Origin of the sequence: Catenulispora sp. GP43 (genome assembly GCF_041260665.1) — a bacterium.
GTDB lineage: Bacteria > Actinomycetota > Actinomycetes > Streptomycetales > Catenulisporaceae > Catenulispora.
This window is the reverse complement of record NZ_JBGCCT010000035.1, coordinates 16,835-29,409: the sequence shown is the minus strand read 5'-3', so window position 1 is coordinate 29,409 and position 12,575 is coordinate 16,835. Positions and strand designations below refer to the sequence as shown.

At 67.1% G+C, this 12,575-nt stretch carries 12 protein-coding genes, 1 tRNA gene and 1 pseudogene; 4 read left to right on the top strand and 10 right to left on the bottom strand.

Going from position 1 to position 12,575, the window contains the following annotated elements; genetic code table 11:
- Nucleotides 1-14 precede the first annotated feature (14 nt).
- Nucleotides 15-380, bottom strand: a complete 366-nt coding sequence (locus ABH926_RS44385; protein ID WP_370372878.1) for a hypothetical protein — start codon at nucleotides 378-380, stop codon at nucleotides 15-17.
- Nucleotides 381-873: 493 nt separating this feature from the next.
- Between ABH926_RS44385 and ABH926_RS44380 the strand changes: the two genes are divergently transcribed.
- From ABH926_RS44380 to ABH926_RS44370, 3 genes are all read left to right on the top strand, one after another.
- Complete coding sequence (locus ABH926_RS44380) at nucleotides 874-2,238, top strand: XRE family transcriptional regulator (protein ID WP_370372876.1); 1,365 nt, start codon at nucleotides 874-876, stop codon at nucleotides 2,236-2,238.
- Between the two features lie 66 nt (nucleotides 2,239-2,304).
- Nucleotides 2,305-4,323: an FAD/NAD(P)-binding protein gene (locus ABH926_RS44375; RefSeq protein ID WP_370372874.1), complete on the top strand. Its 2,019-nt coding sequence runs from the start codon at nucleotides 2,305-2,307 to the stop codon at nucleotides 4,321-4,323.
- Entirely contained in the window at nucleotides 4,271-4,816 is a 546-nt protein-coding gene (locus ABH926_RS44370) for a GNAT family N-acetyltransferase (RefSeq protein ID WP_370372872.1), read from the top strand. The genes ABH926_RS44375 and ABH926_RS44370 overlap by 53 nt, the downstream gene beginning before the upstream one ends.
- 8 nt (nucleotides 4,817-4,824) lie before the next feature.
- Here ABH926_RS44370 and ABH926_RS44365 read toward each other — a convergent pair whose 3' ends face one another.
- The 6 genes from ABH926_RS44365 to ABH926_RS44340 form a co-directional block, all read right to left on the bottom strand.
- Nucleotides 4,825-5,466, bottom strand: coding sequence for a GntR family transcriptional regulator (locus ABH926_RS44365; protein ID WP_370372870.1), 642 nt, complete (start codon nucleotides 5,464-5,466; stop codon nucleotides 4,825-4,827).
- 204 nt (nucleotides 5,467-5,670) lie between these two features.
- Nucleotides 5,671-5,955, bottom strand: coding sequence for a hypothetical protein (locus tag ABH926_RS44360; protein WP_370372868.1), 285 nt, complete (start codon nucleotides 5,953-5,955; stop codon nucleotides 5,671-5,673).
- A 167-nt stretch (nucleotides 5,956-6,122) separates the two neighbouring features.
- A tRNA-Gln gene (locus ABH926_RS44355) sits at nucleotides 6,123-6,194 on the bottom strand.
- Nucleotides 6,195-6,309: 115 nt separating this feature from the next.
- Nucleotides 6,310-7,815 carry a glutamate--tRNA ligase gene (gltX, locus tag ABH926_RS44350; RefSeq protein ID WP_370372866.1) on the bottom strand — a complete coding sequence of 502 codons (1,506 nt, stop codon included), beginning with the start codon at nucleotides 7,813-7,815 and terminating at the stop codon, nucleotides 6,310-6,312.
- Nucleotides 7,808-8,602, bottom strand: a complete 795-nt coding sequence (locus ABH926_RS44345; RefSeq protein ID WP_370372864.1) for a fumarylacetoacetate hydrolase family protein — start codon at nucleotides 8,600-8,602, stop codon at nucleotides 7,808-7,810. The genes gltX and ABH926_RS44345 overlap by 8 nt, the downstream gene beginning before the upstream one ends.
- A gap of 16 nt (nucleotides 8,603-8,618) precedes the next feature.
- Nucleotides 8,619-9,728: a YeiH family protein gene (locus tag ABH926_RS44340; protein ID WP_370372862.1), complete on the bottom strand. Its 1,110-nt coding sequence runs from the start codon at nucleotides 9,726-9,728 to the stop codon at nucleotides 8,619-8,621.
- Between the two features lie 71 nt (nucleotides 9,729-9,799).
- Between ABH926_RS44340 and ABH926_RS44335 the strand changes: the two genes are divergently transcribed.
- Nucleotides 9,800-10,699: a LysR family transcriptional regulator gene (locus ABH926_RS44335; RefSeq protein ID WP_370372860.1), complete on the top strand. Its 900-nt coding sequence runs from the start codon at nucleotides 9,800-9,802 to the stop codon at nucleotides 10,697-10,699.
- Between the two features lie 8 nt (nucleotides 10,700-10,707).
- On the opposite strand, the gene trxA is transcribed toward ABH926_RS44335, so the two are convergent.
- From trxA to ABH926_RS44320, 3 genes and pseudogenes are all read right to left on the bottom strand, one after another.
- Complete coding sequence (gene trxA, locus ABH926_RS44330) at nucleotides 10,708-11,100, bottom strand: thioredoxin (protein ID WP_370372858.1); 393 nt, start codon at nucleotides 11,098-11,100, stop codon at nucleotides 10,708-10,710.
- Nucleotides 11,097-11,418, bottom strand: a pseudogene (locus tag ABH926_RS44325) (nucleotide pyrophosphohydrolase). Before ABH926_RS44325 ends, trxA begins: the two are co-directional and overlap by 4 nt.
- A gap of 17 nt (nucleotides 11,419-11,435) precedes the next feature.
- Nucleotides 11,436-12,533: a LacI family DNA-binding transcriptional regulator gene (locus ABH926_RS44320; protein ID WP_370372856.1), complete on the bottom strand. Its 1,098-nt coding sequence runs from the start codon at nucleotides 12,531-12,533 to the stop codon at nucleotides 11,436-11,438.
- Nucleotides 12,534-12,575: the final 42 nt, after the last annotated feature.

Below are 12,575 nucleotides of genomic sequence, written 5' to 3'. Positions count from 1 at the left end.
AGTGCAGAAGGTGGCTAGCGAGCCATGGCCATGTGGTGCACCGGCGGCAGGGGGGCCGGGGCCATCGGGTGCGCGGTGCGCGTCCGGTGCCGGTTCCGGCCGTCGTACTCGTCACGGAACAGCCGGGCGCCGACCTCGGCCGCAGTGGTGTCCATGCGGACGGCACGGCCGGAAGCCGTGCACCGGGGGCGACGCGGCCCGGTGTGGTCGCGCGGGGCGTCCGGGCGGTTGTCGCCGCGGTGGACCGGCAAGTGGCTGCCCGACAGGGTCACCCATGATCCGCATCCCGGACACACGATCATCGGCAGACGCCGGGTGAAGTCGACCATGTTCGCGGGCAGGCTGCTGACCAGCAGGACGGGCGCGGTGTTCTTCGGCATCAGGTGCGTTCCCTTCGGCTTGGCAGGGTCCTGTGTTCTCCGGCCGTCACGGGTTGGTTGGTTTGGTCGTGACGAGCAGGCAGCGCAGGAATCTGCGGTGCGGTTCGCCTTACAGACAGTCCGGCGATGCTGCGGCCACCTCGTGTTTCGTGGCCGGTACACCGAACCTCAGGCAGGTTCTCTGTTGAGTTGTCGCGCCGTTCCTTAATCTGTATTGATGAGGTCCGACATCAGCAATACAAGCATCGCTGTGGACTGACGTCAAGCGCGAACGAAGATTCTTAAAACCCTGCGATCGCGCTACCCTCGGTGAGGTGCTGATTCGATGATGCGATCAGCGCGGGTGCCTGCGTCATGTCGTGCGAGCGCAGCGTGGGTGCATCCTTCGGGTGCACTCTCGGTGCATCGCGGGTGCAACGTCGGCGCCAGACCTGTTAGAGCGAACCGCCACGCGCAACGCTGAGCTTGTCGAGACATAGCGTCTGGAGCGGCCATGGAAGGCAACCTGTTCAAAGCCCTCGTGACTCAGCGCCGTTGGGTCTTCGAGGGCTTCCAAAGCCAGTTTGAGCAAGCGGCTCGCGACCTGGCGGCGGAGGAACGGGATCCCCGCATAGGCACCTTGACCGTTGCCGAGCGGACCTTTCGCAACTGGACGTCGGGCAGGGTGAAGACACTTCCACAGCCTGATCAGTGCCGTGTTCTCGAACGCCTCTTCGGCCATCCGGCTGAAGAGCTGTTCGGCAAGGCGCCTGCCGGCGCTTCGCTCTCCACGTCGGGTGACAGTGGTCTGATCCTTCTCGGTCGAGAAGCTAGAGCGACGCGGCAGCCGCCGGGCCTAAGGTTGAAGGGCCAGCTAGAAATGGCAGCGCATAGGGCGGAACGCTTCGGAGACTTCGCCGAGTCCAGCGACGTGGATAGCAGCACGATCGAGAACGTCCAGTTCGAACTTCAACGCCTCGCCACGGCCTACACCCAAAGGCCGCTCGGATCGATCCTGGGAGATCTGATCTCCGCGCAGGATCAGACGTTCCAACTGTTGGAAGGTCGCCAGCGTCCGGACCAGGCAAAGGATCTCTATCTACTGGCGGCGATCAGCACCGGGATGCTTGCAAAAGCAAGCCATGACCTCGGAGACCCCCGTTCGGCCATGACCCATGCGCGCACCGCCGTGATCTGTGCAGAGAACGCAGCGCACGACGGTATGCAGGGGTGGATCCGGGGTCTTCAGTCGATGGTCGCCTACTGGGCTGGCCAGCATCAGACCGCTCGGAAGTACGCACGTCAGGGCCTTCCGTTCGCGAACCGGACGGCTGGCACAGGGCGAATCTGGCTTTCGGCGCTTGAGGCTCGCGCATCCGCCGCGCTGGGCGACGCCGAAGGTACCCGTGCCGCGCTGCGGAAGGCAGAAGACGGGTGGAACTTGATGCTGCCAGATGACCTCGACCAGTACGGCGGAATCCTCACCTTCACGCGCCCTCGGCAGCTCTACTACGCGGCCGACGCGATGGTGTGGCTACCTCCGGGCGAGGCCGACATTGAGACGGCGGCGGAACTGGCCCTCCGCACCTACGAAGAGGCGCCTTCAGCGATCCGCAGCTTCAGCGATGAGGCCGGAACTCGGACAGATCTGGCGCTCGGACGTCTGGCCCAAGGTGAGCTAGAGGGAGCCGTCGAGGCACTGGGTCCAGTGTTTGAACTTCCCGCAGCACAGCGAATCAACGGCATACGAACGAGCATGATGCACGTCCACGACGCACTTCGCACCGCCCCATATCGGCAGACTGCTGCCGCAAGTGAGGTTCGTGAGCAGATTGAGGGCTTCTGCCAGACCCCCGCTGTTGTCCCTCTGCCTCGCTGACCTGCGAAGTTCTCAACTCACGTTCCACTGACCGCCTAACCTGTGTCCTAGGCTAGGTCGCAGTTGGTGTTCTGCCGTGCCCGGATCAACTCAAGAGTGGGGGTTGGCTTGCACCGAGAGGGTAGTGCCTCAATCGCCGTTGTCGGCGCCAGCACGCGTGGCGTCAGTCTCGTCGAACGTATCGGCGCAAACGCGCCACTGCTGTTTTCCGGCAGGCCACTCGACCTCTATCTCATCGACCCGTTCGCCCCTGGCCCCGGACGGGTGTGGAGGTACGACCAGCCCTCTGTACTACAAGCCAACTCGATCGCTGGCAACCTCACCATGTTCACCGATGACAGCGTGACCTGCGACGGACCAGTGATACCAGGGCCGTCGATGCCTGAGTGGGCAGACCTCGTGCGGCGCGGCCAATGCGACGGCCCCAAAGACGCCGATCTCGCCAGGGAGGTCGCAGCGCTCGGCGAATGGTCCTTCGCGAGCCGACGCCTTGTGAGCTGCTACCTCACGTGGACGTTCGAAGAAATACGGCGCCGGCTACCGGCGGCCGTGACCCTACGTGTAGTGCAGGACAAGGTAACCGACGTTTCCGATTCGGAAACGGGTTCCCAGGTCGTAACGCTCGCCTCCGGCGAAATCATCGAGACTGATGCAGTGGTCTTGGCTACCGGACACTTGGACGCCGAGCCTTTGCCATGGGAGTCAAGCCTCCGTCAGTTCGCAACCAAACACGGGCTTCTATACATCCCTCCCGCATACTCGGCTGATGTAGACCTTGCGGGTATTCAACCCGGTGAAACCGTCGTCATGCGCGGTCTTGGCCTAGCTTTCGTCGACTTCACGGCGATGCTGACGGAGGGCCGGGGCGGGCGCTACGAAAAGCGGCCGGATGGCCGCCTAACCTATGTTCCCTCCGGGGAAGAACCGTTCATCGTGGCGGGCTCGCGGCGGGGAGTGCCACACCACTGCAAGCCCAACTACCGGCTGACGGGCGACAGGGCAATCTTGCCTCGGTTCGTAAATGCGAATCGATTGGCAGCAGTCAGCACGATGAGTGATTACGCACGTGATATTGATCCCCTAGTTCGCAAAGAGATTGCGTGGGCTTACTATCACGAGCTTTTGCGCCATCATCCGGAGCGATGCTCAATCACGCTTGAGGAGTTCGAAGAGCGCTTCGCGCCTCTACAGTGGGCGACGGAGGACATGGATTGTTTGATCGCGGAAGCAGTACCCAACCCACGTGACCGCTTCGATTTCGACTACGCGACAAGCCCACTGGGACCTGCGAGTTACAACCCCGACGTACTCCAACGGCGAGTGCGGGCCTACGTCGAGGCTGATCTAGAGCGTCGGCTGGACGCCACGTATAGCGCTGATATGGGCGTTGTCCATGCAGTTGAGTCGGTGCTCGAACAGCTGACGCTGCCGGCCTGCCTGTCGCGTCTAAAGCCGCGTGACGTGCGTTACGAGATCGATGGTCACCTAACAAGCCTTGCGAAAGAAACGGGCTCTGGTCCGCCACCCGATCGTCTTCGCCAACTTGTCGCACTCTCTGAGGCGGGCATAGTCAGGTTCCTGGGTGCTGGCATGTGGGTTGAGGAGGATGACGCGCCAGGGCTTTTTCGGGCTGGCAGCGCAAGTAGTCCAGAAACGTTTGAAGCGCGGACCGTTGTCGAAGCACGGCTGCCCGGCGCAACGGTCAAACGCACGATGGATCCACTCTTGCGTGCTCTCTATAGCCGTGGAGAGGCCGTTGAGCAGTCACTCAGCGGGGAAACCGAGACATACGATCGTGGACCGCTGATGGTTGAACCGTCAGACGGGAAGATGATTTTGGCGGGTGGGCAAAAGCATCCCAGTCGCTATGCGCTCGGGCCGTATACAAGTGCCGGTTCTGTGGCCTCATTCATCGTGCCCGGCCGAAACTCGGCCATCCTTCGTCAAAACGATGCTGTCGCGAGACGGCTGCTCACATCCCTGCTAGATCAGACCTCTACCTTGAACGAGGAGAAAGTCTTATGGTCAAGCCATGAACCCGATCTCGATCGAAGGCCAGCAGTTGGCACTCCGGGAGTTGCGTGAGGACGACGCCGAAGCTCTTCATGCCATCTACGGCAGCGAGCAGGCGACAGAGCATCTTTCGTTTGAACCTCGCGACCGTGAGGCAGTCGCCGGCATCGTTTTAGGGGGAATCGCGGACGCTAATCGCGAACCTCGAACTGTTTACGCTCTTGCCGTCACGCTGGAGGGCAATGCCGAGCTGATGGGATATGCACGGCTCGCGGTTGAACCGCATCGAGCTGGGCAGATCGGGTTTGCCCTGAACCCTTCGGCCTGGGGCCGCAGCTATGGCACTGAGACGGTACGCCTCTTGCTCCGCCTAGGTTTTGACGTGCTTGGGCTGCACCGAATTTGGGGCGCGCGCTCACCAAAGAACACTGCGTCGGCAGCCGTTATGAGTCGAAACGGAATGGTGGAAGAGGGGCGTATTCGAGATCACGTCTTCACGCATGGTGCGTGGCGAGACTCGATTACGCATGTAATCCTTGAGGGCGAATGGCGGCGATCGGAGTAGACCGATCGTCATGCGACAACGCGCCTTCCCTTGTCGTTCTTCAAGACCACACCTGCCCCCTCCAACTCGGCAAGTGCGCGCCGGATGGTGACTCGGCTCATATCAAACCTCTCGCATAGCTGCGACTCGCTCTGGAGCTGGGCGCCTCGTTTGAGGCGCCCTTCGTCTATGTCGTCGCGAATCGCCATCACGACCTCTTCGTAACGTGCGTCCGCTGAGGCAGGCTTGCCCGCTGCCTGCCGGCGACGGCCGGGCCGATTTACAACTTCCCCTGACCGTTCCAGAACGGCTAGGGCTTCGCGTACGGCATAACGAGAGAATCCCGTAGCGGCCATAATCTGATTTTCAGACGGCAGCGGCGACCCTGGGCGAATCGTCCCGTCTGCAAGAGCAGAGCGAATGTAGTCGATGGGCTCGACAGGGGTGGCGGAGTCTTTGCGGTCCACGATGCGGCGCTGGCGGCCCTGACCGCCTCCGGTGGTCAGGCCACGGGCATCGAGCAGCTTGAGTGCCCGCTGAGCCGTTCCAGGGGAAACGCCGAACTCAGAGCAAACGTCCATGGTCGACGGGGCAAGCCTGCCAGGAAGGTACGAACCGTCCTCAATCCGCCGCTCAAGTACGGAAGCAATCCGCTCCGTCGACGTCGCCATATTGGAACCAACCTCCTGTGTTCCGCAGAAGTATTGCGCCGATATCGCAGGGTGCTTCTCGGCTCATCAAGCCTAGCCCTAGCGTTGGAAGCGTCGGCGAAACGTGGAATCGGCCTTGACCGCCGACACAAAAAGCCCGACCAGGGCGGTCGGGCTGAGTATGGGCATCTACAGCGTTGCCGGGGCGTTCACCCTGCTCTAGGGCTAGGCAGCCGGCCGGTGAGCGTTCGGGTCTGTGACGTGTCCGCGAACGGCGGTTTGAAGGTCTCCGATGTACCGCTCGGTATACGCCGTATCCGCTTTGACCCCGGCGATGTCTGCCCGAACCTGCGACACGTCGGCTCGCACCGTGGCGATGTCAGCGCGCACCTGGTCAAAGCTGTGTTGGGTCTCGGCCCGGTGTTGCGAGAAATCGGCTCTGAGTGAAGCGACGTCGGCCGCGAGAGCTTGAACGGCGGCGAGGACGTCGGCGTTGCTGGGCTCAGTCATGCCCTCAGCGTACGCGGAGTGGTGACGTGTGCGACAGGCTTCAGCCGAACGCGCCAGGGCCGCCCTGCCCAATGCTTGCCCAGCCGTCCCCAATGCGTCCCCACCGAGCCCAGAAAAGACAAAGGGCCGGAAACCTGTTGAGGCTTCCGGCCCTTGTCAAAACCAAGCTGGGGTACCAGGACTCGAACCTAGAACAACTGAACCAGAATCAGCCGTGTTGCCAATTACACCATACCCCAACGTCCACCCGGCCTTGATCTTGCCGTGCGGCGTTGCGTCGATAACTATACGGGAGGCCCGCCCTAAGGCCAAAACGTCTTTAGAACAGACCTCCCGCTACAGCTCAGGGCCGTCTCACGCGCCCAGTGCGGCGTCCAGCCGGCGCAGCGTCCGCTCCCGTCCGAGCAGTTCGATCGACTCGAACAGCGGCGGCGAGATGCGGCGGCCGGTCACCGCGACCCGGACCGGCGTGAACGCGTTCTTCGGCTTCAGTCCGAGGCCCTCGATCAGGCTCTCGCGCAGCGCGGCGTCGATGGCGGCGGTCGTCCACTCCGGCAGCGCCTCCAGGGCCTTGGCGGCTGCCTGCAGGACCGGCTTGGCGTCCTCGCCGAGGGCCTTGGCGGCGTCCGCCGGGTCCACGGTGAAGGCGTGCTCGGGCACGAACAGGAACCCGATCATGTCCACCGACTCGCGCAGCACCACCATCCGCTCCTGGATCAGCGGCACCGCGGCGGCCAGCGTCGCGGCCTGCTCCGGGCTCGGCGGGTCGGAGACCAGGCCCTGCTCGGCCAGGAACGGCACGATGCGCCGGGCCAGGTCCTCCGGCGCCAGCGCGCGCACGTGGTCGCCGTTGATGGCCTGGCACTTCTTCAGGTCGAAGCGCGCGGCGTTGGCGTTGATGCGCGTGCCGTCGAAGGCCGCGTACATCTCGGCGGGGGAGAAGAACTCCTTGTCCCCGCCCGGCGACCAGCCCAGCAGCGCCAGGTAGTTCAGCAGGCCCTCGGGCAGGTAGCCCTCCTTCACGTAGAAGGAGAACGAGGCCTCCGGGTCCCGCTTCGACAGCTTCTTGTTGCCCTCGCCCATGACGTAGGGCAAGTGCCCGAACACCGGCACCGTCTCCGACAGCCCCAGCTCGATCAGCGCGGCGTGCAGCGGCAGCTGGCGCGGGGTGCTGGAGAGCAGGTCCTCGCCGCGCAGCACGTGCGTGATCCGCATCAGCGCGTCGTCGACCGGGTTCACCAGCGTGTACAGCGGCGAGCCGTCGGCCCGGACCAGGACGTAGTCCGGGACGTTCGCGGTGTCGAAGGAGATCTCGCCGCGGACCAGGTCGTTCCAGGTCAGCGTGCCCTCCGGCATGCGGAAGCGCAGCACGCTGGTGCGGCCGGCGGCCTCGTGCGCCGCGATCTGCTCGGGCGTGAGGTTGCGGCAGGTGCCGGCGTAGCCCGGGGCGCGCTTCTCGGCCTTGGCCTTCTCGTTGACCGCGTCCAGTTCCTCCTGCGTGCAGTAGCAGCGGTAGGCGTGGCCGCCCTCGAGGAGCTTGCCGGCGATGTCGGCGTAGATGTCCATGCGCTCGGACTGCCGGTAGGGGCCGTAGGCTCCGCCGACCTCCGGGCCCTCGTCCCACTCGAAGCCCATCCAGCGCATGGTCGCCAGGAGCGCGTTGTAGGACTCCTCGGTGTTGCGCGCGGCGTCCGTGTCCTCGATGCGGAAGACGAAGGTGCCGCCGTAGTGCCGCGCGAAGGCGTAGTTGAACAGCGCCGAGCGGACCATGCCGACGTGCGGGTCGCCCGTGGGCGACGGAGGGAAACGGACACGTACGGGCTTGTCCGTATTGGGAACGTTCGTTGCGATATCAGTCACGAGCCACCACCCGGTTCGTCAAGTTGCCAATGCCTTCGATGCCGACCGACACCTGCTGCCCCACCACGATCGGCCCGACCCCGGCCGGGGTCCCGGTGAGGATCACGTCGCCGGGCAGCAGGGTCATCGCCTCGGAGACGTAGGAGACCAGGTCGGCGACCGACCGGGTCATCTGCGCGGTGCGCCCGGCCTGCCGCAGCTCGCCGTCCACCGTGCAGGTGATCGCCAGGTCCGCCGGGTCCAGCTCGGTCTCGATCCACGGGCCCAGGGGGCAGAACGTGTCGAAGCCCTTGGCCCGGCCCCACTGGTTCTCCGCACGCTGCAGGTCGCGCGCGGTGACGTCGTTGCCGCAGGTGTAGCCCAGCACCACCTCGGGCACCCGCGCGACCGGCACCTGCCGGCACATGCGCCCGATCACCACTGCCAGCTCCGCCTCGTGCTGCACGTCGAAGGACACGCCGAGCGGGTACTGGATGGCGTCGGACGGGCCGATCACGGAGGTGGAGGGCTTGAGGAACACCACGGCGGGGTCGTTCTTGCCGGGCGCCTCGTTGCCGAGCTCCGCGGCGTGCTCGGCGTAGTTGCGCCCGATGCCGATCACCTTCGACGGGAGCACCGGCGCGAGCAGCCGCACCCGGGACAGGGGCCAGCGCCGTTGGGTGACCTGGACCGGGCCGAACGGGTGGCCCAGGATCTCGGCCACCTCCAGGGACTCGGGCTGCTCGCCCTCGCCCTCCACGAGCCCGAACTTCACCTCGTCGTCGATGGAGAATCTAGCGATGCGCATCCTGTGATTTTAGTGGTCAGGAAGTGAGCCGAACTCCGATATAGGCCGCTGAGGCGATCAGGGCCCAGGAGGCCAGGCCCAAAGCGAGCGGCTTCGCACCGGTCCGGGCCAGCTCACGGAGCCGGACGCCGGTGCCCAGGCCGAACATCCCGCCAGCCAGGAGGAGGTCCTGGAGCTGCTTGGCGGCGCCGAGGGTGGAGGCCGGGAGGACGCCGGCGGTGCGGATCGCGATCATCGCCAGGAAGCCGGCGACGAAGAGGGGGACGATCGGGGGGTGTTTGGGGGCCTGTACCGGAGGTTCGCTGCTCGGCTGCGCAGTCTCGATTTCCTCATGGGTGTAGGCGCCGGCACCTACTCCGACCGGCACGCGCACCGGCGCCGCGACCATCTCGACCGGCGCCGCAGCCGCTCGCCGCCGCCAAGCCACCGCCGTCCCGGCCACCATCGGCGCCAGCATCGCCACCCGCATCAGCTTCACCACGACCGCGCCGTTCACCGCCACCGCCCCGCCGGAGCCCGCGGTCGCGACCACCTGCCCCACGTCGTGCACCGAGGCGCCCACCCAGTGCCCGAACATCGCGGGGTCGTGCAGCCCCAGCGGTCCGCGCAGCAGCGGCAGCACCAGGATCGCCAGCGATCCGCACAGCGTCACCAGCGCGACCGCCACCACCGGGTCCGGGTCGTCCTCGGACTCGCCGGGCCGCCGGGTCACGCCCTCCATCGCCGCCACCGCGCTGGCCCCGCAGATCGCGAAGCCGGTCGCGATCAGCAGCGGCTGCCGCCCCGGCAGGCCCATGCGGCGGCCCAGCCACTGGGTGCCGAAGAACGTCGCGAACACGACCGCGACCACCAGCGCCAGCGTCTGCCAGCCCAGCTTCAGCACGTCCCCGAGCGCCAGCTGGAGCCCCAGCAGCACGATCCCGAGCCGCATCACCCGCTTCGCCGCGATCTGCAGCCCCGGCCGCGCCGCGGCCATCGCCGGAGCCGGCAGCAGGTTCGCCGCCAGGACCCCCAAGACCACCGCGGCGGTCAGCGGCGACAGTGTCGGCCACATCCGGTTCGCGAACCAGGCGACCACCACTGCCCCGGCCGTCAGCGCCAGGCCCGCAATCCAGCTTCTCCCCATGTCATCAACCCTGGTCGCCCCCGAGCGGGCCCGGTAGCCGCTGATCGCCGAAGACCTCATAGGCTGTCTCTATGACCCGACTCCCGGATCTGGACGCGCTCCAGCTGCTGGTGGCCGTCGCCGACACCGGCTCCCTCGGCAAGGCGGCCGCGCGCGTCGGCATCAGCCAGCCCTCGGCCTCGGCGCGGATGGCCACCCTGGAGCGCCGGCTCGGGCTCAAGCTGCTGGAGCGCACCACCTCCGGCTCCCGGCTGACCGGTGACGGCGCCGTCGTCACCGACTGGGCCCGCCGGGTCCTGGAGCAGGCCGAGGCGCTGGTGGAGGGTGCCGCGGCGCTGCGCACCCACGCCGACGAGCGGCTGGCCGTGGCCGCCAGCCTGACCATCGCCGAGCACCTGATGCCCAAGTGGCTCATCGAGCTGCGCCGGCTGCGTCCGGCCACCCGCGTCGGGCTGACCGTGGAGAACTCCCACCAGGTGGTCGCGGCGCTGCGGGCCGGCCAGGTGGAGCTCGGATTCGTGGAGGGGCCGTGGGTCCCGCGCGACCTGCATTCGGCGGTCGTCGGCCGGGACCGGCTGGTCGTGGCGGTGGCGCCGGCGCATCCGTGGGCGCGGCGCAGGGAGCCGGTGACGGCGGCCGAGCTGGCCGCCGAACCGCTGCTGCTGCGCGAACCGGGCTCCGGGACGCGCGAGGTGCTGGAGGCGGCGCTCGCCGCCCACGACGGCCCGGCGGTGCCGCTGATCGAGCTGGGGGCCACGGCGCCGCTGCGCTCGGCCGCCCTGTCCGGGAGCGGGCCGGCGGTCCTCAGCGTGCTGGCGGTCGCCGAGGACGTCGCCGCCGGCCGGCTCGTCGAGGTGCCGCTCGCCGACGATGTCGCGCTGCGCCGGACGCTGCGCGCGGTGTGGCCGCGGGGCCGGGAGCTGAGCGAGGCGGCCGGGTGGCTGGTCCAGGTGGCGCGGGGCCGGGCCTGAGAAACCGGCTACGCCTGAGCGTCAGCCCCCTCATGCCCGCCGTTCTGGTTCGCGGCGATCTGCTTGCGCACCTCTTCCATGTCCAGCGCCCGCGCCTGCGCGATCAGGTCCACGAGCGGGGCCTCGGGCAGCGCGCCGGGCTGGCCGTAGACCATCACGCCGTCACGGAAGATCATCAGCGTCGGGATGGAGCGGATGTCGAACGCGCCCGCGAGTTCCGGCTGGTCTTCGGTGTCCACCTTGGCGAAGGTGATGTCCGGGTTGGCCTCCGACACCCTGTCGTAGATCGGGGCGAACTGCTTGCACGGCCCGCACCACTCCGCCCAGAAGTCGACCAGCACGATCCCGTCGGAGGTGACCGCCGTCTCGAACGTGTCCTTGGTCAGTTCCACAGTGCTCATGCGCACCACCCTACGCGCGGAGTGTCCAGAGTGCCCGTTTCTGAGGCTCTACCTCGGGGAACAGGAAAACGGTCCTCGTTGCGCTCGATCTTCTCGGCCAGCGCCTGCAGCACATCCACCCCGCAGGCCCCAGCCAGCTGCAGGAGATAGGCCAGGACGTCGGCCACCTCGTCGCGGACCCGGAAAGCCTTATCAGGGTCCGACATCACCTCCGCCGACTCCTCCGGCGTGAGCCACTGGAAGATCTCCGCGAGCTCCGAGGCCTCGACCGTCAGGGCGGGCGATCGCGAGGTTCTTCGGGATGTGATACGGGCCCATGCCGACCTCCCTATCACTCACCGCCCCGGCTTCGCCGTGCTCTCCCGGACCGTCAGCCGCGGCGTGGCCGCCTTTATGTCCCCGACCGTCCCCGGCTCCTCCACGATCCGCAGCAGCGCCTCGGCGACCTGCACGCCCAGGGCGTGCGTGTCCCGCGACAGCGCCGTGATCGCCGGGTGCACCACGCGGGTCAGCACCGAGTCGTCGAACGACACGATCGACAGCTCGGCCGGCACCCGCACCCCCATCTCGGTGGCCACCCCGAGTCCGGCGACCGCCATCAGGTCGCTGTCGTACACGATCGCGGTCGGCGCGTCCGTCTGCGAGAGCAGGCGCCGGGTCACCGCCGCGCCCTCGCTGTCGCTGAAGTCCGTGGGCACCGACTGGGTGTCGGCCAGGCCCAGCTGGCCGGCCGCGTCCTTCAGGGCCCTGATGCGCCGCTGGGTGTGCTGGAACGCCGGGGTGCCGGCGACGTGCGCGATCCGGGTGTGGCCCAGGGCCGCCAGGTAGCGCACCGTCTCCAGCATCGCCTCCCGGTCGTCGGCCCAGACCGTCGGCAGGTCGCCGTGCCTGCCGTGGCCGCCGAGCACCACGGCCGGCACGCCGAGCGCCTCCACGGCGGCGATCCGCGGGTCCTTGGTCTGCGGGTCCACGATCAGCAGACCGTCCACCCGCTGCTCCCCGGCCCAGCGCCGGTAGACGGCGAGCTCGGCGTCGGTGTCGTCGACCACCTGGAGCAGCAGCGCCACCGACCGTGCGGACAGGACTGACTGCATACCGTAGATGAGCTGAGCGTAAAACGGTTCGGCGCCGAGGGTCCGGGTGGGACGTGCCAGGACCAGGCCGACCGCGCCGGCCGGCGCCCCGCCGAGGGCCCGCGCGGCGCTGTGCGGATGCCAGTTCATCCGTTCGGCGGCTTGAAGGATCCGTGCGCGGGTAGCCTCACTGACACCGGGGCGTCCGTTGAGTGCGAAGGAGACCGCGCTCGGGGACACCCCGACCTCGCGGGCGATGTCGGCGATGGTGAGCCGGTTCTTGCCTTTTCCGGCGCCCGCGGCCCGTCCGGAGCTCGCCGCGGCACCAGGCTTGTTGACACCGCTGCCAGAGGTGGGCATTAATGACTCCCAGCTGCTTTAGCGCTTTAGTGGCTCGTACGG